We start from the raw sequence: 20,408 nt of genomic DNA on the forward strand, positions 1-20,408 counted from the left end.
GCCTCGTCCACAGCGGACCCCTGTCCACAGCCGGCGGCCGGCGGGGTTGCGGCGCGGGGACGGCCACCGACACCGTCCATGCCGTGGACGAACCGCTTCGAGCGCTGCTGGACCGCCATGACGGCCTGCTCACCCGGACGCTGGCGACCCAGGTGGTGCCCGCCTGGGTGCTGCGACACGCGGTGGACACCGGCGACCTGCTCCGCGTGCTGCCCGGCGTCTACGTCGAGTCGTGCCGGACGCGGCCGGGCCGTGCTGGGCTCGCCGCGCCCGCGCCTGGCTCTGCTGAAGTTGCCGTGCTCCCGCCCGGCTCGGCTGGGCTGGCTGCGCCTCTGTCCGGCTCGGCTGGGCTCGCCGTGCTCCCGCCGGAACTGCGGCACCGCGCCGCCGCGGCGTACGCGCAGGGGCGGGGCGCGCTCGGCGGACCCACCGCCCTGCACATCTGGGGCGTGCGCCGGCAACCCGAGGACGAGGCCGTGCACCTCGACGTGCCGGCCCGATCGGGGCTCCGCACCCGGCCGCCGCGCCTGGTGTTGCACCACCGGCACGGCTTCCGCCCCGAGCCGCCGCAGGCGGTGACCCGCCGGGGCCTGCCCGTCGTCCCGCTGGAGCGGGCGCTGGTCGACGCCTGGCCGTTGCTGCCGGTTGTGGACCGCCCCGCCCCGCTGATCCGCGCCGTCAACGACGGCCTGACCACCCCGGCGCGCGTCGGGGAAGCGCTGGCGCAAGCGCCCCGGCTGGCGCGCCGCGCCGAGCTGCGCGTGCTGCTGGACCGACTGTCCGCCGGCTGCCGCAGCCCCCTCGAAGTATGGGGACACGACCACGTCTTCACCGGGGCGCAGATGCCCCAGCTGCGCCGGCAGTTCCGGGTACGGATCGAGGGGCGCACCATGTATCTCGACGTCTACGCCGAGCGGGAACGGGTCGACTTCGAGCTGGACGGGGCAACCGCGCACGGTGACCCCCGGCAGCGGGAGATCGACCTGCGCCGCGACGCATTGCTGGCGACCCGGGGCATCCTCGTGGTCCGCTTCGCCCACCGCAGGCTGGTGCGCGAGCCGGACCGGGTACGCGCCGAGGTGCTGGCCATCCTTGCCAGCCGCCAGCCGCCAGCCGCCAGCCGCCAGCCGCCAACCGCCAGCCGAGCTGACGGGTTGACCGGCCGGGCGCAGAAGGAGGCGGGAAGGTCGGCGGTCAGTCGCGCAGGGTGCGCAGGATGCGGGCCAGGTGGGCCCGGTCGGCGGGGCTGAGCCCCCCGAAGAGGCGCTCGGCCTCGGCATGTCGGGCGGCGCGGATCGCCGCGGCGACGCGTACCCCCTCATCGGTGGGGGTGACCAGGGTGGCCCGCCGGTCGGCCGGGTCGGGGCGGCGGGCGACCAGGCCGCGCTCCTGGAGGCCGTCGACGACCTCGGTGGCGGAGCGCGGCGCGATGCGCAGGTGCTCGGCGAGCGCGCTGAGCCGCAGCGCGCCGTGCCGGGTGAGGATGCCCAGCGCGCGCGCCTGCCCGGGGTTGACCTGCCACGGTTCGAGGGTCTGCCGGGACAGGTGGCGCAGCCGGCGGGCGACGGCCCAGAAGCTCTCGGCCAGGCCCTCCTCGTCGGCGCTCACCGCAGTGGCGGGGCTCACCGGGATGTCGGCGCTCACCGGAATACGGTAGCAGAGAATGCTGTTGCTCCCTCATGATGAGGTAACCTCAGCATTGTTTCCGACCGAAGGGCGGTCCCTTGGACACACCCACCACCCACCGCGAGGGCCGGGGCGGCCCCCGCACCATCAGCCCCGCCGAGAAGGCCCAGGCCCGCCAGGTGCCGCTGCGCCGGGTCGGCCGGCTCTTCGCCCCGTACCGCTGGCAGCTCGCCACCGTCACCGCGATCATCGTGGCCTCCTCGATCGTCGCCATGGCCTCGCCGTTCCTGCTGCGCGCGGTGATCGACCGGGCCCTGCCCGAGCGCGACCTGACCCTGCTGTCCCGCCTGGTCCTCGGCATGGTCGCCGTCGCCGTCGTGACCGCCGCCCTCGGCGTGGTCCAGACCTGGCTCTCCACCCGCGTCGGCCAGCAGGTCATGCACCGGCTGCGCACCGACGTCTTCGCCCACCTGCACCGACAGTCGATCGCGTTCTTCACCCGCACCCGCACCGGCGAGGTGCAGTCCCGCATCACCAACGACATCGGCGGCATGCAGACGGTGGTCACCTCCACCGCCACCTCGATCGCGTCGAACCTCACCACCGTCGTCGCCACCGCCGTGGCCATGGTGGCGCTGTCCTGGCGGCTGTCGCTGATCTCCCTGGTCGTGCTGCCGCCGTCGATCTGGCTCACCCGCCGGGTAGCCCGGATGCGGCGCGAGATCACCGCCCAGCGGCAGCGCGAGCTGGCCGACCTCAACGTCACCATCGAGGAGGGGCTGTCGATCAGCGGCGTGCAGCTCAGCAAGACCCTCGGCGCAGGCGGCGCGCTCGTCGACCGGTTCGCCGCCTCCTCGGCCCGCCTCGTCGACCTGGAACTGCGCTCCGACCTCGCCGGCCGCTGGCGGATGGCCTCGATGAGCGTCATCTTCGCCGCCATCCCCGCGTTCATCTACCTCGGCGCGGGCCTGCCCGGGGCCGCCGGCACGCTCAGCATCGGCACGCTGGTCGCGTTCACCGCCCTGCAGGGCGGGCTGTTCCGGCCGCTCATGGGCCTGCTCGACGTGGGCGTCTCGGTCACCGCGTCGATGGCGCTGTTCGCCCGGATCTTCGAGTATCTCGACCTGCCCGTCGAGGTCGACGACCCCGCCGACCCGGTCGACATCGACCCGCGCCGGGCGCGCGGCCACGTGCGGATCGAGGGCGTCACCTTCACCTACCCGGGCAGCGACACCGCCGCCCTCGCCGGGATCACCCTCGACGTGCCGGCCGGCACCGGCCTGGCCGTCGTCGGGCACACCGGCTCCGGCAAGAGCACCCTCGCCGCCCTGGTCAGCCGCCTGCACGACCCGACCGCCGGCCGGGTCACCATCGACGGCGTCGACCTGCGCGACCTGCGGCTGACCGACCTGGCCGCCGTCGTGGGCGTGGTCAGCCAGGAGACCTACCTGCTGCACACCACCGTGCGGGAGAACCTGCGGTACGCCCGGCCGGACGCCACCGACGGCGAGATCGAGGACGCGGCCCGCGCCGCGCAGATCCACGATCTCATCGCCGCCCTCCCCGACGGGTACGACACCATGGTCGGCTCGCGCGGGCACCGGTTCTCCGGCGGGGAGAAGCAGCGCCTCGCCATCGCCCGCACCCTCCTGCGCGACCCCCGGGTGCTCATCCTCGACGAGGCCACCAGCGCGCTGGACACCGAGACGGAGCGCGCGGTGCAGCGGGCGTTCGACGAGTTGGCCCGGGGACGCACCACGATCACGATCGCCCACCGGCTGTCCACCGTGCGCGACGCCGACCAGATCGCCGTGCTTGACCACGGCCGCATCGTCGAGTCCGGCACCCACGCCAGCCTGCTCGACCGCGCCGGCCGCTACGCCACCCTCGCCGCCTGACGGCGGCTGGCCCCAACCGGGTGGTCCGCCGCCCTCCCACGTTCTCGTCGGTGATCAAGAGAAAAGCGTCAGAGTTGATCGACATTGACGCAAACCTCTTGATCAACGGCGTTGGGGCCGGGCAGGGCCGGGGGAGGGGGCGGTCGCGGTGGAGGATCGGAAAGTTGACAGTTGCGGTGCGGGCCCCTGGCGCCGTGGCGGGGGCCTCGATCCCCGCCTAGCATCGAGCGACCGGTTTCACTGTTCGTTGTGCGGCACGACGGGGTGTCCCTTACCGGCGAGGCGGCGGGACCGACGATTTCGCGGATTCTTCGGCGGGTTCGGGGCGGGGGGACATGACCGAGGAGAGGGTGCCCGAGCAGGGCCGGCGGGCGTACGCCGAATTCCACCGGCTGGTGGAGCTGATCGAGTCGATGGTGCTGCGGCCCGCGCGCCGCGGCTGGCGGCTGCCGCTGCTGTGCCTGGTCTCCCGGCCCGGCACGCCGTCACCGCTGGCCATGCTGGCGCACGTGTTCGCCGGAGACGAGCGGCGGGTGCCGCACGTCCGCCTCGACGCCACCGGCCGGGACGTGCGCGCGCTGCTGCACGAGGCGTACACGGGGCTGGTGGCCGGCAACTTCGGCGGCGCGGACCGGCTGGCGTTCCGCCACTACGCGCTCGCCGACGGGCTCATGCAGGTGGACCTGACCGGCGTGGCGACCAACCGGCGACGCCGGGAGCTGATCCGGCAACTGCGCGAGCGGATGTCGCAGCGGGCGGCGTCGGACGGGCAGCAGGCCCCGCCGGACCCCGGGGGCTGGCTCGGTGTGCTGCTGTGGTTCGTCCTGCGCGTCCTGCCCCGTGTGACGTTCTGGCTGCTGACCAAGGGCTGGCTGTTCGGGGCGGGCCGTCGGTTCCGCTGGTTCCTGCGCCAGCAGTATCTCGCCCCCGAGCTCGCGGCCGGCGACTTCGTCGCCTTCGCCAGCCGGCTCACCGTCCCCTCCCGGGAGACCGAGGACCAGGAACAGATCGACCTGCTGCTCGTGCACGCGTTCCTCCAGGACCTGCGCGTGGAGTACCGCCGCCGGCCGTGGCGGCTCAAGCCGTGGCGGCGCACCGCCTGCCCGGTGATCCTGCTCGACGGCCTCGCCCCGGGCAACGGCGGGTACGCCCTGGTCAGGCTCATCAACGCGGTCCGCGACGAGACGGGCCGCTCCGATCCCCTGCTGGTCATCGCGAACGGCCACGACGTGCCGCCGGACGGGCTGTCGCCCACCGACCCGGCCGTCGCCGGCCAGCTCGTCCCGCTGGACGGGGTGGAGGGGGCGTACCGGGCGTGGCGCAGCGGCCTGGCGCGGGCCCGGCGGGCGCGGGAGGACAACGCCTGGTACCTCCAGGTGGAGGTCCCTGCGGCCGACCTCACCCCGTTCCGCAACCGGCTGTCCCGGATCGTGCCGCCCCGCCCGCCGTGGCTGGCCCGGCCGGTCGCCCTCGTCGCGCTGGTCGCGGTCGTGCTGACCACCTTCGGCGTGTGGCAGATCCCCGGGCAGGTGCAGCGGTGGCGGGCGGACTGCGAGTGGCCGCCGTCGGCCACGGGTGGGCTGGTGCACACGACGGTCCGCGACGGCCAGTGCATCGGCTACAGCGACAACGGGCGGCAGCTCTTCAGCCGCGACGCGTCCCTGCTCGCCGTGCAGCGGCAGATCTTCGACCAGAACCGGGAGGTCGAGGCGGCGTGGGCCGTCCGCCGGGACCGGCCCCGGGTCACCCTGGTCTACTTCGGGTCGCTGACCAAGCCCGACGCGCTGCCCGGGGAGGAGACGTTCGCCGGGGAGCGGGAGGAGTTGCAGGGCATGGCGGCGGCGCAGCGCCGCGCGTACCTGGAGGCCAACGACGACCGGGCCAACCCGTACCTGCGGATCGTGGTCGCCAACGCGGGCCAGGAGATGCGGTACGCCGCCGACGTGGTGCGGATGCTGGCCGACCTGGCCCACGACGAGCCGACGGTGCTCGGCGTGGTCGGGCTGGTGGAGAGCCGCAAGGCGGTGCAGGACGCGATCAAGGCGCTGGGCGACCTCAACCTGCCCGTCCTCGCGCCGACCCTGTCGGCCGACCGGATCGCCGACGCCTCCAGCCGCTACCTGCAGATCTCCGCGCCGAACATCGACGAGGCGACCCTCGTGCACGACCACGTCACCGAGGTGCTGAAGAAAAAGCGGATCTTCAACTTCTACACGTACGGCAACGTCGACCCGGACGAGGGCGCGCGCGGCGACCTGTACGTCAACACGCTGCGCGACGGCCTGCGGTCCCGCTTCGGCGGCGACGCCTACCAGGAGACGTACTGGCGGCAGGGGGTCGACCTGACCCCGGTCTGTGCCGACCGCTTCGGCGACGGCGTGGTCTTCTTCGGCGGGCGTTACACCGAGTTCGGCGCGTTCGCCGCCCGGCTGGCCGAGAACTGCAGCGGCCGGGTGCCGCTGCTCATCGGCGACGACTCGGTCAACCGCTACCTGGCGAACACCGCCGCCCGCCGGCCCGCGCCGGACAACCTGCCTTTGGCGTACGTGGTCAAGGGCGAGCTGGCCTACTGCAACCGGATCATCGGCGCGACCGACATCGAGCGCAAGCTCTTCCTCACCGACGTGCGGACGGTGCTGTCGCTGTGCCAGTCCAACTCGCCCATCGGGGAGCGGGTCGGGCTGGCCTACGACGCGACCCGGCTGCACCTGCGGGCGGTGCGGACCATCGCCGGCAACCTCTCCGCCCCCGCCGGCCGCGAGTGGAACCCCCGGGAGGTCACCCCCACGACGGTGTACGTCACCATCCGCGACGTCGCCGACCCCGCGTACCGGGGGGTGACCGGGCTGATCCGGTTCGACGCCAACGGCATCGCGGTCGGCAAGCGGCTCGCGCTGCTCTGCGTGCCCGACATCCGCAGGGCGTTCGACTCGCCGTCGGACGTGCCGAGGGAGATCGACCGGCACCCGATCGACCCGGCGGAGAACGAGCTGTACGGCACCCCGCCACCGAACCGCCGGGCGTGCACCACCCAGGGGTGAGCGCGGCTACCGCCGCGCCCACTGCTCCTTGGTGATCTCGTAGAGCACGCCGCCGTGCTCGGCGCCCTCTATCATCGCCATGTCGTCGGGGACGGGGCTGGTCTCCGTGTGCGTCATGCCGAGCTTCTCCATGATGTTGCGCGAGGCGCGGTTGACGGTCATCGTCTCCGCCCAGACCCTGCGCACGCCGAGTTCCGTGAACGCCTTGCCCAGCAGGGCCCGTGAGCCCTCGGTGGCGTAGCCGTTGCCCCAGGCCGCCCGCCGCAGGCGGTAGCCGAGTTCGACCTCGTCCAGCGGGCCCTGCGGTGCGGGGCGCAGGATGAACCAGCCGACGAACGCGCCGCCGGCCTTCTCGTGCGCGGCGAACAGCCCGAAGTTGCCGTTCCACTTCTGGTAGCCGGCGAGGATGTTCGGCAGGTAGCGCTCGCGGACGATCTCCGGCGGGGTCGGCTCGCCGCCGCTCAGGTAGCGCATCACCTCCGGGTCGCTGTCCAGCTCGATCAGCAGGTCCGCGTCGTCGGCGGTGAAGTGGCGCAGCGCCAGGCGCTCGGTGTCCAGATAGGTGTCCACGCGGTGATCGTGCCCGAGGCGCGGCGGGCAGCCCAACGGGTTTTCCCGACGCCGCCTGCTCACCTCCGCAGCCCGGAAACCCGACCGACTCCCGAGGGGGTCGACGCGGACCGCTGCGCGGGGCGTGACGACGAGCGACGCGGGACGGTCGCCGTCGCCGGGGCCGCAGGCCGGAGCCCGGCGAGCTGGACGTAGATCTCGCGCTTGGCGGTGGCCAGGCCGCGCTGGTCGAGGACGTAGCCGGCGAGCCAGATCCAGCCGTGGTAGGTCGGCAGGTCGGGCACCGACACGACGCGGAAGGTGACGGCCCGGTCCCCGGCGAACTGCACCGAGGCCCGGCCGTCGACGCGCAGCAGGTCACCGGGGGCCGGGCGCACCGCTACCAGTGACCCCGGTTGGGCCGGGCGTCGTCCGGCGGGACGCACTCCCGGGCGTGCATGACCTGCCAGTCGCGCAGCGCCCGTTTCAGCCGGTCGTTCTCCTGGGTCAGCAGCCGCACGTCCTCGTGCAGCCCGGCCAGCTCGTCGGCCAGCCGGGCCTGGAACTCGCGCACCTGGTCTGCGTCGACGCCCCGCCGACGCGGGTCGAACGCCCAGGTACGCACCTCGTGCGGGGTCAGCCGGTCGGGCCGGCCCGTTCCGTAGAGCCGGCCGCCTCGGTACACGTGGGCCACGACGATCCTTTCCGGGGCAGACGGGAGCGTGGAGCGTGCGTGCGGTGGGTCGGGGCGGGCAGGGCAGACCCGCCCCGACCGGGGGATGAGCCGACCCCGTTGCCACGCGAGGAGGAGCTCTCGACAAACATAACTAGGGAACACAGGAAAGTCAAAGCACATTGTTCAGGCATTCGAGGTGTGATCGAATTCGGGGTGCCACGCGAGGAGCGACATGCCCGAATCAGCCGAATACCTCCGCATCGCCGACGACGTCATCGCTGATGTCAGGTCGGGGAAGCTGAAGCCTGGCGACCGCCTGCCGTCGGTCGCCGAGACCCGTGTGAACTACGGAGTCAGCTACGGGACCGTGCAGCTGGCCTACGTCCGGCTTGAGGCGCTGCGCGTCATCCGTCGCCACCAGGGCAAGGGTGTCTTCGTCACCGATCCGAATACCTGGATGCGGGAGCCCTGATCGCGACACGCGTGCGCGTGCCGGTGAATGGATCCTCGTGCGCGAGTAAGCCTTCTGGCGAGCAGTCGTGCTCGTCAAGTCCGGCGGTCAAGGCTGGGCCTGACAGGAGCTGACGCGCTGTCGGCGCGCGGCATATGGCAGGTATCCGTGGCGATCCGTGGTACCTCGAAAGTGCGTTCTTGTGGTGCTCGATCTATCCGCCGGATGATCGGTATGCGTGAGGAACCTACACGCTTGTCGGCAACCGATTGGAAGAAATGCGATGCACCTTCCCGACTACTCGTCCTTGCGCGTGCGCCTCGCTGGTGGCGTCGCCACGGTTGCGCTCGACCACCCGCCCGTGAACACCCTGGACGGACAGATGATGCTCGACCTGCACGATCTGCTCGGGCGGCTGCGGACGGACGACACCACGCGTGTGATCGTGTTCGAGAGCGCCCACGACGAGTTCTTCCTCGCCCATGTCGACTTCGGGATCTTCGACAGCTACCCGGCGCTGGAGGCGGTCAAGAAGGACTACCCGCACGTCAACGTCCACCAGGGCATCGGGGAACTGCTGCGCAGCCAGCCACAGATCACCATCGTCAAACTGGCCGGCATCGCCCGCGCCGGTGGCGCGGAGTTCGTGGCCGCCGCCGACATGGCGTTCGCAGGCGCGGAACGCGGAAAGATCGCGCAGAGCGAGGTCCTGCTCGGGATCATTCCCGGCGGCGGGGGGACTCAATTCCTGCTCGAAAAGGCGGGTCGTAACCGTGCCCTCGAAGTGGTGCTGGGAGCCGACCTGCTCGATGCGGAGACCGCGGCGCTCTACGGGTGGATCAACCGGGCCATTCCCGACGCTGAACTCGACGCGTTCGTGACCCGGCTCGCCGGCAACATCGCGGCCCTGGACCCGGGCGTGATCGAGGGAGCCAAGCGTGCGCTTCCGGCCGTGGATCTCACTCGCGGCCTGAACGTGGAGCACGACGAGTGGAACCGGCTCGTCAGCGGAGACGCGCCAGCCAAGAAGATGAAGCTCGCGATGGAGCGGGACCTGCAGACCACCGAGCCGGAGCGTGATCTCGAAGGCTTCCTGCGCCAGGTCGCGGCTGACGTCTGACGCCGATGCGCTGCGTAGGCCCTCGACCGGGAGCCTACGCAGCGCTCGCCCCTCGACGGCTGGAGCGATCGGTCGACCCGGCACTACCGGGACAGCGCACGCTTCATGCGAATCGTGGACTGGTCCAGGATCTCGATGTCCCCGGCAGCGAGGCGGTCAAGAGCCAGGGACGCCAGGTGCTCCGGCTCGTTGAGGTCCTCCTTGGGAAGGGGGTAGTCGTGCTCGGCGGCGAAGGCCAGCAGTGTCTCGGTCGCGATGAGTCCCGGAACGAGGGCGCTGACCAGCGTGCCCTGATCCGCGAGTTCGATCCGGATTCCGTTGGTCAGACCCCACTGCGCAGACTTGGCCGCGGCGTAGGCCGTGTTGCCCGGGACCGTCTCCCAGGCCGCGCCGGAGAGCACGTTGAGAATTGCGCCCCCTCCGTTGCGACCGAGGACGGGCGCGAAGGCGCGAACCATGTTCAGTGTTCCGTAGTAGTTCGTGTTCATCACGTCGCGGATCGAGGCCAGGTCGCCGGTGACCAGGTTGCCTCCGGCGCTCGTCGCGGCATTGTTGATCAAGATGTCGGCATCGACTGCCTTCTCTGCGGCGGCGGTTGCGGAGGCCGCGTTGGTGACGTCGAGAGCCAGCACGGTCACGCCGGGGATGTCGACGAGTTCGGGGCGGCGCGCGGCTGCGTACACCTTCGCGCCGCGGCGAACGAGCTCGGTCACGAAGGCGCGGCCCAGCCCCCTGTTCGCACCCGTGACGACGACAGTGGACGTGGCGATTTCCATGAATGTTCCTTGCGGGGAGAGAGGCGGTTGGGGTTTGGCCGGGGCAGCCTGGGACGGCGGCCGGACGGTGACGTGCCTACGGAGTGCACCCGCCCCTGCCCCGTGGTTGTCGCAGGGAGTGTAGGTTCCTCATGAATACCAGGCTGGTTGGGTCGGAGGCGCTGGTCAAGAACGCACTTTCGGCGCACCAGGTATCGGAAGGGATACCCATGACCACCACGGCACCCGGTTCAAGCCCCCGATTCGTCGCGGACTGCCCGACCCGGCCGATCCTGGACCAGGTCGCCGACAAGTGGACGATGATGGCGCTGACGGTGCTGGAAGAGCCCACCCGCTTCAACGAGATCCGTCGGCAGCTGGAGGGTGTCACCCAGCGTGTCCTCACCCAGACGCTTCGGCGTCTGGAGCGCAACGGCTTGGTGGTTCGCCGCGTGCTCGAGACCTCCCCGGTCGGGGTCGAGTACTCCCTTACGCCCTTGGGTGAGTCATTCCGTGAGCCGTTCACCCGACTGTACGAATGGGCCCTAGCGCACAGCGACGAGATTCAGGAGTTTCAGCGGGCGTTCGACGCCAGAAACGCTCAGGCGACCTCGGCGAACTGAACGACACGAGCCGCCATGCCACCCCGGCGTCGACACAGCATCCACTGCAACCGACACGAGCCAACGAGCACGACTCCGCAGTCACCCCGCAGTCACGCCCAGGCATCACGATCCGACGGACCCACCCTACGAAGCGAAAGCGACGGATCTGCGGGCGACTGTGGTTGGGCCCGGTGGCGATGAGGAAATGACGGATATCTGACGCCACAGCCGGATCGGTGTCCACTGCGTAGTCGATACCCTGTCCTGAGCGCTCCGCTGATCGCGTGACGTGGCCGCGGGCGTACCCCGACGGAGGATCGCGTGGCTGAATCGGCACCGTCCCCCGGGCCCGACGGTGGCCGTCTGCTGGCCCGGTCCTATCGCATCGTCAACGCCGGGGCCGGCGAATTCGCATTCACCGACCTCAGATTGACGGCGCTCGGGGGTGTGCGGGGCCGGCAGTTCCGCCTCTTCACGCCGGTCAGGCGCGAGCGGCTGCGGCTGCCCACCTCCCTGCCCGAGTTTGCGGCCCTGCGGCACGAGGCCAACCTGTCGGACAGCCCGCTCGCCGTCGCCGCCGAGCTCGGCGGGCACTGGAGCGAACACAACCTCGCCGCCATCACCCACGTCGCCGCCTGCAACTTCCGGTGCCCCTACTGCTATGTGGACTTTGCCCACCTGTCGGGCGTGGACAGCTTCGTCGCCACGGCGGCGGCCGTCGTGGACGAGTTCGTCCTGCTCCGACAATCGTTGCAGGCTTCTGGTCGCGGGCTGAGCCTGCTGCGGCTCAGCGGCGGCGAACCGCTGCTGGCCCCGGCTCTCGTGCTCGGCGTCCTGCGTGAGCTGCGCCGTCGCGAACTGCTCGGCTCGACCGTGCTCAAGGTGGAGTCCAACGTCTCGGCGCTGCCGTACGCGTGGCGGGAGAGCGCGGTGCGGCTGACCGCAGACGACACCGCCGAGCTGCCCCGGGTAAAGCTGCACACCACCCTGCACTTCCCGCCGGGCGCGCGGCTCTGGCCGGCGATCCGCAACGGCGTCGAGTTCGCCGTCGGCCTCGGCTTCGACGTGTATCCGGCCGTCGGCGCGAACGACTGGAGCGTGGCCGACCTGGAACGGCTCCACGGCGAGCTGGCCGCGATCAGCCCCGGCCTGCCCGCCCGGCTGGCGGTGCGGCCGTTCCACCTCGACTATCCCGTCCTGGCCGACCGGCGGTTGCTGCCCCGCCCCAGGGAGGTCGACGCGCCGTCCGTGCTGTGGGAGAAGATCCTTCTCCGCCGGTCGGGCGCGAGATATCTCGAAAGACCCCGGCACCTCGTGCCGTTGACCTGACTTCCGCCTTCTCGGAAACGACGGAGAGAGTTCCCTTGATCAGCTCAGTCACGATCTGCAGCAGTTCGAAGTTCTACGACACCGCGCGGCGGGCGGAGGAGATTCTTCGAAAGGCCGGCCTGACCGTCTACACCCCCCGCTACGACTACAGCGAGGAACAGGTGCGCGTCGGCGAGTCGGACAAGATCCGCCTCACCCGGGAATTCCTCGACAAGGTCGCCAGATCCGACGCCGTATTCGTCATCGCCAACGGCGGATACGCGGGGGTGAGCGTCTGCATCGAAGTGGGCTACGCCGTGGGCCAGGGCAAGGCCGTCGTGTTCTCCGAGGAGCCGGCCGAGTTCGCCCTGCGCGCGTTGGCCGACGCGGTGGTGCCGGTCGACGAGATCGGGGACGCGGTGCGGCGGATCGACCGGGACGCGCACCGCCCCGGCGGCCCCGCGTGATCGTGGCCGCGCCCGGCTCGTCGAGCCGTCTGCACGGCCCGGCCGCCGAACTGACCGGCGGGCTCTTTCCCGGGCTGGCCGTCAACCACCCGCGCTCCCTGTGGCACCGCGCCGCAGGCGACACCCTGGTCCTGTGCCGGGGGTTCGACATCCCGCGACTGGTGTCGACCGGCGTGGTCGACATCGGGATCACCGGCTACGACACGTGTGTGGAGTGGTCGCTCGCCAGCGGCGCGGGGCTCGTGCTGCGCGCGCTGCCCGCCGCGCGGACGTCGTTCGTCACCTACTGCACGGTGACCGGCCGGGACGTGCGGACCGTCTACACCGAATACCCGGCGCTCACCCGGGCGTGGCTCGCGGCGCGGGCCGACGCGGGGCAGCCGCGCGTCGTGCCGCTGCGCGGTTCCACCGAAGGGGTGATCAGGGCGGACCCGCACGGGGCCGGCGTGCTGCTGGTTACCTCGGGCGAGACGATGGCGGCGAACGGGCTCGACCACGACGTCCCCCTGCTGGCGACGGACGTGTGCCTGGCGACCCGGGCCGGTGCGTCCCCCGCCCCGGGGCTGATCGACGTCGAGTCGCTGCCCTTGCTGGAGCTGCCGTCCTTCGGCCGGGACGCCGTGCCGAGGCAGCGGGAGGGGCTTCGGGGGGTGGGTGGTGGAGCTTGAGATCGCCACGGTCGCGTCCGGCTGGCCCGACGTCGTCGCGTTGTTCGCCGGGGACCTGCCCGTCCGGATCGCCACCCGGCACGGCGTGTCGTTCGACCTTCCCGGCCTGACGGTGTGGCTGCGGAACCCGGCCGACCTTACGCCACCACCCGGGTACCCCTACCCAGAGTTGATCAAGGACTACCGGGACCGCCTCTTCGGTGACCAGCGGGAGTCGTCGCTGCTGCATCAACGGCTGCGCCGGTGGGCCCCGGCCGACGGCACACCGGTCGACCAGTTCGCCCAGGCCGTCGCGCTGCTGCGTCAGGACGAGCACAGCCGGTCGGCGGTCTTCTCGACCTGGCAGCCGGAGGAGGACCTCGGCGGCCGGTTCCCCGTCTCGCCGGTGGGCGGGGCGTTGCGGATCGTCGCCGACGAGTTGGTCCTCTTCCTGACCGCGCGCAGCGTCGACGTCTGGGTGGGCCTGGTGCCCGAGCTGCTCACCTTCGCGCAGCTCGCCTCGGACGCCGCCCTGGACCTGGGGCTGACCCGCAGCCAGGTGTGCTACCAGGCGTGGAGTGCGCACCTCTACGAGGTCGACTACCTGACCTACCTGTCGGAAACGCGATGACCCGTTCGCTGACGCTGCTCGACAGCGGCGTGATCGACCCGCACACGATCGACAAGCTTCTCCAGTCGGTCGTGTTCTTCTCCGACCGGGTCGTGCTGCGCGCCTCCTTCGAGGTCGCCTCGGCGTACCGCGATCGCGCCGCCGAGATCAACCGGCGGATCGACGACCTGCACGACGCGGGCCTGGTCGGGCTCTGGGGCCACGAGTACGAGGTGGACGACGCGGGCCGGGTGCGGGTGGGCCGCGCCGCCGGGCGCGGCCGGCGGGCCGACCTGGTCGTCCCCCAGGGGCAGTTGCGCGAGAGCCTGACCCGGATGGACGAGGTGATGCGCGCGGTCCGGGAGGAGGCGTACCGGCCGGCGGTGGACGGGGCGCGGCCGCTGCGGCAGGGGGCGGCGGAGATCGTCAGCCTGCGCAACCACCTGGCCTCCCTGGTCATCTCCTCCGAGCTGCGGCAGGACGGGATGCTGGCCAACCCGGCCGTGCGGACGCACCTGGTCGGCGGCCTCGGGCAGCAACCGACGGAGCGGTTCGAGGCGGCGGTCGTGCGGGACGTCCTCGGGCAGTTGCGGATCGGCTCGCTCGGCCAGCTCAGCGTGGCGCAGATCGTCGATGCGCGACGCCTCAACGGCGCCTTCCGCACCCTGCTGGACGACTCGCTGCTCGCGGTGGCGCGCGGTTACGACCCGGTGCTGACCCCGGAAGCCACCGCGCGCGAGCTGACCCGCCGCTACCGCGAGACGGTGGCGGAGTTCGCCCGGCCCCGGGTCGCCCGGCAGGCGGCGGAGGAGATCGCCTGGGACGTCCTCGGGGCGACCGTCCCCTCGACGGTGGTCCTCAAGTACGGGCTGCGTGCCCTCACCTGGCGCAAGGCGGCCCAGCGGGCCCGGCCCTTCCTGCTGCTCATGCACCTCGAACGGGCGCTTCGGTCACCCAACGGGCCCCGTGGTGCCTGACGAGCGCGGCCTCCACGTCGGCCAGCATCCGGTGCGCGTGCGGCGGCGACAGCATCCGCAGGTGCCACACCGCGACCGCCACCGGTCCGCCGGCACCCGCCTCGTCGCCGTCGTGCCGGCTCGCGCCGTACGACCACACGAGCAGCAGGGCCAGCGCGTAGCCGGTGTCGGGGTGCGCGTACCGCAGGCCGAGCCAGGAACGTGAAGCGGGCGGGAGCAGGAAGACCCGGCCGTCCCGGCGGGCCCGTGCCAGGCTCTCGGACAGGTGCGGCAGATTTTGTTCCGGCGCGTCGGGGGCCACCCGCCAGCTGATGCCGTACGCGGCACAGAGCGCGGCCGTCGCCGACAGCACCACGCGGCACTCGTCGTGACCGAGGCGACGCGGGCGGCCCGGCAGCCGGATCCCGCCCGTGGCGCGTCGCATGGCCCAAAGCTTGCCATGCGCTCCGTCGCCCTTCAAACACCGACAGGGGTGGACCAAGTCGACTCGACGGTGCTGCCCCGGTTGGTCGTGTGGCCGTTTCTGAGAATGGGCGGGGGCGGCGGGGCGTGACCACGGGGACCGGTCGCGCCCCGCCGCACGTCAGCGAACAAGCTGGATGCTGAGGTGCGGGGAGGTGCTCGGGTGTCCGGCGGACTCGATCCTGGCGGTGAGACCGCTACGCCTCGGCAAGCCGCTCGCTTGACTGGGGCTGGGCAAACTGGTCGCGATAGTCTCTACGGGCCGTTATTTGGGCCCGTGGTCGCCCGATGGACGGAGGCTGACGTGCGTTGGCTCATGATCCTCATCATCGTGTTGGTAGCTGCGGCAGCCGTCTGGCTGTGGCGTCGTTCCCGGCGGGCATCGATCGACGCCTCCGGCCAACTGCTCGATCAGCAGGCGTCGACCGAAGCCCGGAGAAGGCTTGACGAGCATCGCAACCGAAGCGACGGCAGCGGCACCGGCAGCGGTGCGGTCGGTGGCTGGAGCCTGTGAGCCGAGGCGGCGGTCGGTCCGTCATCGTGCACACAACGACAGTGTGGTCAGGGCCGCCGGGCCGGCATCGTCGCCGGCCCGGCGATCCACCGACGCCTCACGTGCAGGGGCGCGCCCCCAGGTAGGTGCTGCCGTCACCGCTGGCGCCCTCCGGGTCGAGGGCGTAGACGTGGAGCTGGGTGCCGGGTGTGCACCCGGAGAGCGTGAACCGGAAGCCGTGCACTCCGCTGATGCCGAAGTACGCGTTCACGTCCGGCCGGTTGGTCGCGGTCGGGAAGTCGCCCAGGTACGTTCCCACGCCCGCCGGCCCGCCCCGGTAGACGGCCACCGTCGAGGAGGTCCCCGGCTGGTCCGGGTCGACGGCCCAGCCCTCCACGGTGGAGCCGGTGAGCAGCTCGAAGTTGCCGCGCGGGGGCGTAGTCCAGCGGAACACCCGGGTGTCGCCCGCGTTGAACGGCAGGTTCGCCAGCTGCGCGCAGCTTCGGCACAGCTCGACGTCGCTGGGGTACAGGGCGGTCTCGTACACCCGGGGCATGGCCTGCGGCAGCCGGACGGTCCTCGCGCCCGTGGTGCCGGCGTGCACCATCAGCGTGTTACCGGCGGCCTCCACGACGTCGCCGGCCGGCGCGAAGTGGTGCACGCCGGCGTCCTCGCTGATCCTGCGCAGCGCGGCCAGGGGCAGCTTGGGCGCGGCGGCGTACACCGACGTCCAGCTTCCGCCCGCGACGGGGATGGACTTGCGGGCCAGGGAGACCCCGCCCGCCTGGTACGTGCCGAGCGTCGTCGCGCCCGCGTCGGTGACGGTGAACCACGGCGTGAGCGGGTACGCCGGCCCGCCGCTCTGCCCGACGAACGAGTAGGTCTGCCCCAGGTTGGGGGTGCCGGTGCCCTTGGCGACCGTGATGCCGGTGAGCGCGGTCATCGAGGCGGTGGAGGCGGCCTGGTCGCCCTGCACGTAACCGGCGGCGTACAGCGACAACACGGTGCGGCCGGGGGTCTTCAGTCTGGTGTCGATCGCCGAGCGTACCGTCGGGGAGACCGCGTAGGCGTTGGGCAGGACGGCGAGCTTGATCGCGCTCAGGTCGAGGTTGCCCTTGGTCAGGTCGCTGAGCAGGTAGTGCCGCACGGGGGTGCCCAGCCGGGTCAGGTCGTCCACCAGGTTGGACAGCTGGTCGCTGGCGAAGGCGTACGAGTTCTCCCCGGCGGGGGTCAGGGCGGGCTGGTAGTTGGCCGACACGTCGTCGACGAACACCGCGACCTGCGGCTGGTAGGCGTTCGCCCCGCCGTGCTGGATCTTGTCGGCGGCCCGGAACACCGACTGGAGGTTCGCCCACAGGGCCTCCGAGTCGCCGGTGCGCGCCGGGTCGCCGAACCAGCCGACCCCCTGCAGGTCGAGGAAGTGGATGGCCCGGCCGCCGATGGCGGCGGTGGTCAGGTTGCGGCGCAGCAGGCGGATGCTGTCCCACAGGTTCGTGGCGGTCTGGAACGGGATGGGCTGGCAGTTCGTCGGCGCGCAGGCCAGCAGCGTACGCGTGTCGTCCTCGTCCAGCCACAGCTTGTTGGCCAGCCGCATGGTGTCCGGCGGCCCCTGCTGGACGAAGCCGTTGCCGAGGCTGCGGCTGTCGCCGTACGAGTGGGGCACGCCGATGATGTCCACGTACGGGCTGTCGACCAGCGTCGCCAGGTCGTTGCTCCCGCTGATGCCCAGCTCGGTGCGCAGGCCGTAGAGGTAGCCGTAGAAGACGGCGGTGAGGATGCGGTTGCCGGTGGCCTGCTTGGCCCTGGCCAGCAGACGGGTGATGGCGGCGACGTTGCGTGACGACAGGTACTGGTTGTACTTCGCGGCCCGCAGCGAGTTGAGGTCGGCCGGGTCCAGCACGGTGCCGCGCGCCGCCCCCGAGGTCGGCGGCGACTGGCCGGGGACGGCGTTGTTGCGTTCGGTGGGGGTGGCCGACCGGCAGCCCGGGACCAGGCTCGCCGGCAGGGCGCTCCACGCGCAGAAGCCGGCCTCGGCGCTGGCGGAGTAGTCGTCCAGGTAGAACGCGTGTCGCCCACGTGGGCCGGGCTGGGTGCCCGCGTCGTTGGTCCAGGGGTAGAGCTGGCAGACCCGCACGCCGTCCGTGCCGGTGGCGCACAGGTCCGGGCTGCCCCAGTCCAGCATCTTGTTGGTGGTGTCGTCGTAGCCGTACGGACGGTAGAACCACTCGCCGCCGTTCTCGTAGGCGATCAGCACCGCCATGACCCGGCCGGGATACTGGGCGTCCATCCGCGTCAGCACCCGGCTGATCTGCTGTTCCTGGTAGGCCAGCCACGCCTCGCTGAACGTCCACGGGTGGCCCGCGCCGCCGGTGTCGTCGCGGACGTTGCCCTGGAGGTCCTTCATCCGCATGGGCTCGGCGCCGGGCGGCGCGTCCTGCAGGTACATGCGGACCATCAGGTACGGCCGGGGGTTGAGCTGGTTGAGCCGGCCGGCCAACTGGTCGATGAACGCGTCGCTGGTGTTGTTGAGGTGCACCTGGAGCATGGGTGCGACGTTCATCTCCGGCGCGGCCGTGTTCGCGGCGGCCAGTTGGGCCTGGTAGTTGAAGTACGACCAGTTGTTCTGCCCGATCGGCGTGCTCTGCGTGTTGAGCGCCATGAAGAACGGCGTGGTCGTCCGGCAGCCGCCGCCCTGGTCGCACAGTTGGATCACCTTGCGGCCGTTGCGGTTGACGATCGTCGACTGCGGCCCGGACCAGCCGTCGGCGTGGGCGTACGCGGTGGGCAGGACGGGGGTGAACGGCAGCACGATGAGCGCGGCCAGAACGGCGAGCAGTCGTCTCATGCGTCCTCCCGACGCGGTGCGGGCAGGTGGGACGGGCAGGTGGGGACGGGCGGGGCGCGGCCACGGGACCGGGTCGCGCCCCGCCCGTCAGCCGGTGGGGCGGGCGCAGTGGCGGGCGACGGTCAGAGGAGCAGGTATCCCTGCGGCCCCTCGACGATCTGCCCCTCGCAGTTGGCCGCCGTCGAGTCGAAGTGCTCCCCGCTGCCGCGCACGAGGCAGCGGTAGATGATCTGGTGGGCGGCGGCCGGCGGCGAGTCGTAGGCGTAGCCGATCACCCCGAGGAACGTCCTCCCCTCGCAGTTGGCGGCTGCGGAGGTGAACCTGTCGCTGCCCACCTGGCACTGGTAGAGGGCGTGCGTGCCGGCGACGGCGCTGGTGTGCACCTTGCCGAGGGGGCCCTCGGCAAGGTAGCTGCCGCCGGGGTGGGTGGTGGAGCTGACGTGGTCCCCGGCCCCGTAGTACCGGGTGAGCGTGGCGGTGCCGGGGGAGGGCGGCGCGGAGCCGGTGTACAGCAGGCGGTTCGGCGAGCCCGTGCCCGGGTTGCTGATCTTGCCGGGGGTCGAGGCGTCGAAGAGGGCGCTGGCGACCTGGGCCGGGGCCAGGCCGGGGTTGCCGGCGAGGACCAGCGCGGCGGCGCCCGCGACGTGCGGGGTGGCCATCGAGGTGCCGCTGAGCGTGGCGGTGGCGGTGTCGCTGCCGTTGGACGCCGAGACGATGCCGTCGCCGGGGGCGAAGATGTCGGTGCAGGTGCCCCAGTTCGAGAACGACGCGCGGGCGTCGGCCGTGGTGCTGGCGTTGACGGTGATCGCCTCGGCGACCCGGGCGGGGGAGTAGTTGCACGCGTCGAGGTTGCTGTTGCCGGAGGCGATGGCGTAGACGATGCCGTCGGCGATGGAGTTGCGCACGGCGTCCTCGAGGGCGCCCTGCGCGCCGCTGGCGCCGAGGCTCATGTTGGCCACGGCGGGCACGCCGGCGGCGTGGTGGCCGGTCACCCAGTCGACGCCGGCGGTGACGCCGGCCAGGGTGCCGCTGCCGCCGCAGTTCAGCACCTTGACCGCGACCAGGGAGACGCCCTTGGCCACGCCGTACTGGGAGCCGCCGATGGTGCCCGCGACGTGGGTGCCGTGGCCGTTGGTGGAGCAGTCCGAGTCGAGGCCGTCGCCGGTGGTGTTGGTGCCCCAGGTAGCCCTGCCGCCGAAGGTGGTGTGGGTGGTCCGGATGCCGGTGTCGATCACGTACGCGCGCACGGTGGACGCCGTCGTCGGGTACGAGTAGCTGCCGTCCAGCGGCAGGTCGCGCTGGTCGATCCGGTCCAGGCCCCACGACGGCGGGCTGGGCTGGGTGTCCAGCGCCCGCACGGTGCGGTTCTGCTGGACGTACGACACGCCGGACTCGGCCGCCAGGCGTCGTGCCGCGGCGCGGCTCATCGTGCCGGCGAAACCGTGCAGCGCGTGCTCGTAGGTGTGTTCCACCCCGACGTCGTACTTCGCGGCCAGCCGTCCGGTCAGGGCGGCGACGCCCGCGCGATTGTCGGCGCCGACCCGGTCGTCGAACACGACGAGGTAACTGCCGTCGATGGCACCCGGATCTCCGGTTCCTCGCACCTGTCCCGCAGCAGTTGCCGGAGATGCGATTCCCATTGCCAGGATGGTTGTCGCTGCCGCGAACGCGGCGAGGCCGACCGCATTCGGTCGACGCACTCGGGAATGATCCATGGTCGTGCATGATTCAGCACCAATAGCCAGGTGTCAATATTTTAGAATGACTTTGCTGGTCAGGTGTAGGAACCCGATGCGCTGACGGTGTCGGCTAGATCCTTTTCGCAGGGCATTGCCGGGTGGGATTCGATCGGTTATGGTCCATGTCTGCATTGATGGA

General features: G+C 71.6%; 20 protein-coding genes. 12 read left to right on the plus strand and 8 right to left on the minus strand.

The features are described from left to right. Positions 1 to 83 precede the first annotated feature (83 nt). A complete protein-coding gene (locus TK50_RS32285; protein ID WP_052503797.1) occupies positions 84 to 1,250 on the plus strand; it encodes an endonuclease domain-containing protein in 1,167 nt (388 codons plus the stop codon). Here the strand turns inward: TK50_RS32285 and TK50_RS15450 are convergent. Beyond that, positions 1,195 to 1,644, minus strand: a complete 450-nt coding sequence (locus TK50_RS15450) for a MarR family winged helix-turn-helix transcriptional regulator (RefSeq protein WP_241773998.1) — start codon at positions 1,642 to 1,644, stop codon at positions 1,195 to 1,197. The genes TK50_RS32285 and TK50_RS15450 overlap by 56 nt on opposite strands. An 80-nt stretch (positions 1,645 to 1,724) precedes the next feature. Here TK50_RS15450 and TK50_RS15455 point away from each other — a divergent pair, with 80 nt between their 5' ends. Both TK50_RS15455 and TK50_RS15460 read left to right on the plus strand, forming a co-directional pair. Beyond that, positions 1,725 to 3,524, plus strand: coding sequence for an ABC transporter ATP-binding protein (locus TK50_RS15455; RefSeq protein WP_043963367.1), 1,800 nt, complete (start codon positions 1,725 to 1,727; stop codon positions 3,522 to 3,524). Between the two features lie 335 nt (positions 3,525 to 3,859). Continuing rightward, positions 3,860 to 6,565, plus strand: coding sequence for a type 1 periplasmic-binding domain-containing protein (locus TK50_RS15460; RefSeq protein WP_052503798.1), 2,706 nt, complete (start codon positions 3,860 to 3,862; stop codon positions 6,563 to 6,565). A 6-nt stretch (positions 6,566 to 6,571) separates the two neighbouring features. Here TK50_RS15460 and TK50_RS15465 read toward each other — a convergent pair whose 3' ends face one another. From TK50_RS15465 to TK50_RS15475, 3 genes are read right to left on the minus strand one after another with little or no spacing between them, the layout of a single operon-like run. Next, positions 6,572 to 7,135: a GNAT family N-acetyltransferase gene (locus tag TK50_RS15465; protein WP_043963368.1), complete on the minus strand. Its 564-nt coding sequence runs from the start codon at positions 7,133 to 7,135 to the stop codon at positions 6,572 to 6,574. Between the two features lie 59 nt (positions 7,136 to 7,194). Next, the gene (locus TK50_RS15470; RefSeq protein WP_043963369.1) at positions 7,195 to 7,512 is read right to left on the minus strand and encodes a hypothetical protein; all 318 of its coding nucleotides are present in this window, start codon (positions 7,510 to 7,512) and stop codon (positions 7,195 to 7,197) included. Between the two features lie 2 nt (positions 7,513 to 7,514). Then, positions 7,515 to 7,808, minus strand: coding sequence for a DivIVA domain-containing protein (locus tag TK50_RS15475; RefSeq protein ID WP_229406363.1), 294 nt, complete (start codon positions 7,806 to 7,808; stop codon positions 7,515 to 7,517). A 214-nt stretch (positions 7,809 to 8,022) separates the two neighbouring features. Here TK50_RS15475 and TK50_RS15480 point away from each other — a divergent pair, with 214 nt between their 5' ends. Beyond that, complete coding sequence (locus TK50_RS15480; RefSeq protein ID WP_043963370.1) at positions 8,023 to 8,262, plus strand: winged helix-turn-helix domain-containing protein; 240 nt, start codon at positions 8,023 to 8,025, stop codon at positions 8,260 to 8,262. Positions 8,263 to 8,524: 262 nt separating this feature from the next. Continuing rightward, positions 8,525 to 9,361: an enoyl-CoA hydratase/isomerase family protein gene (locus TK50_RS15485; RefSeq protein WP_082106336.1), complete on the plus strand. Its 837-nt coding sequence runs from the start codon at positions 8,525 to 8,527 to the stop codon at positions 9,359 to 9,361. Positions 9,362 to 9,444: 83 nt separating this feature from the next. Here TK50_RS15485 and TK50_RS15490 read toward each other — a convergent pair whose 3' ends face one another. After that, positions 9,445 to 10,137: an SDR family NAD(P)-dependent oxidoreductase gene (locus tag TK50_RS15490; protein ID WP_043963371.1), complete on the minus strand. Its 693-nt coding sequence runs from the start codon at positions 10,135 to 10,137 to the stop codon at positions 9,445 to 9,447. A 131-nt stretch (positions 10,138 to 10,268) separates the two neighbouring features. On the opposite strand from TK50_RS15490, the gene TK50_RS15495 reads away from it, so the two are divergent. The 6 genes from TK50_RS15495 to TK50_RS15520 all read left to right on the plus strand — a co-directional run bounded on the left by TK50_RS15495 (position 10,269) and on the right by TK50_RS15520 (position 14,730). After that, a complete protein-coding gene (locus tag TK50_RS15495; protein WP_241773999.1) occupies positions 10,269 to 10,739 on the plus strand; it encodes a winged helix-turn-helix transcriptional regulator in 471 nt (156 codons plus the stop codon). Positions 10,740 to 11,042: 303 nt separating this feature from the next. Then, positions 11,043 to 12,050, plus strand: coding sequence for a hypothetical protein (locus TK50_RS15500; RefSeq protein WP_144420251.1), 1,008 nt, complete (start codon positions 11,043 to 11,045; stop codon positions 12,048 to 12,050). Positions 12,051 to 12,085: 35 nt separating this feature from the next. Then, positions 12,086 to 12,496 (plus strand): TIR domain-containing protein, encoded by a 411-nt coding sequence (locus TK50_RS34180; RefSeq protein WP_043963373.1) that lies wholly within the window; start codon positions 12,086 to 12,088, stop codon positions 12,494 to 12,496. Continuing rightward, entirely contained in the window at positions 12,493 to 13,164 is a 672-nt protein-coding gene (locus TK50_RS32955; RefSeq protein WP_043963374.1) for a hypothetical protein, read from the plus strand. The genes TK50_RS34180 and TK50_RS32955 overlap by 4 nt, the downstream gene beginning before the upstream one ends. Next, on the plus strand, positions 13,154 to 13,774 hold the full coding sequence (locus tag TK50_RS15515; RefSeq protein WP_158499179.1) for a thymidylate synthase: 621 nt from the start codon (positions 13,154 to 13,156) through the stop codon (positions 13,772 to 13,774). The genes TK50_RS32955 and TK50_RS15515 overlap by 11 nt, the downstream gene beginning before the upstream one ends. Further along, on the plus strand, positions 13,771 to 14,730 hold the full coding sequence (locus tag TK50_RS15520; protein ID WP_043963376.1) for a hypothetical protein: 960 nt from the start codon (positions 13,771 to 13,773) through the stop codon (positions 14,728 to 14,730). The genes TK50_RS15515 and TK50_RS15520 overlap by 4 nt, the downstream gene beginning before the upstream one ends. Here the strand turns inward: TK50_RS15520 and TK50_RS33715 are convergent. Beyond that, positions 14,678 to 15,154 carry a hypothetical protein gene (locus TK50_RS33715; RefSeq protein WP_144420253.1) on the minus strand — a complete coding sequence of 159 codons (477 nt, stop codon included), beginning with the start codon at positions 15,152 to 15,154 and terminating at the stop codon, positions 14,678 to 14,680. The genes TK50_RS15520 and TK50_RS33715 overlap by 53 nt on opposite strands. 354 nt (positions 15,155 to 15,508) lie before the next feature. Between TK50_RS33715 and TK50_RS15530 the strand changes: the two genes are divergently transcribed. Then, positions 15,509 to 15,706: a hypothetical protein gene (locus TK50_RS15530; protein WP_144420254.1), complete on the plus strand. Its 198-nt coding sequence runs from the start codon at positions 15,509 to 15,511 to the stop codon at positions 15,704 to 15,706. Positions 15,707 to 15,803: 97 nt separating this feature from the next. Here TK50_RS15530 and TK50_RS15535 read toward each other — a convergent pair whose 3' ends face one another. Both TK50_RS15535 and TK50_RS15540 read right to left on the minus strand, forming a co-directional pair. Continuing rightward, positions 15,804 to 18,530: a hypothetical protein gene (locus TK50_RS15535; protein ID WP_043963380.1), complete on the minus strand. Its 2,727-nt coding sequence runs from the start codon at positions 18,528 to 18,530 to the stop codon at positions 15,804 to 15,806. A 122-nt stretch (positions 18,531 to 18,652) separates the two neighbouring features. After that, entirely contained in the window at positions 18,653 to 20,134 is a 1,482-nt protein-coding gene (locus TK50_RS15540) for a S8 family peptidase (protein WP_229406353.1), read from the minus strand. Positions 20,135 to 20,408: the final 274 nt, after the last annotated feature.

The sequence above is a fragment of the Micromonospora haikouensis genome (assembly GCF_000876225.1).
Lineage (GTDB): Bacteria > Actinomycetota > Actinomycetes > Mycobacteriales > Micromonosporaceae > Micromonospora > Micromonospora haikouensis.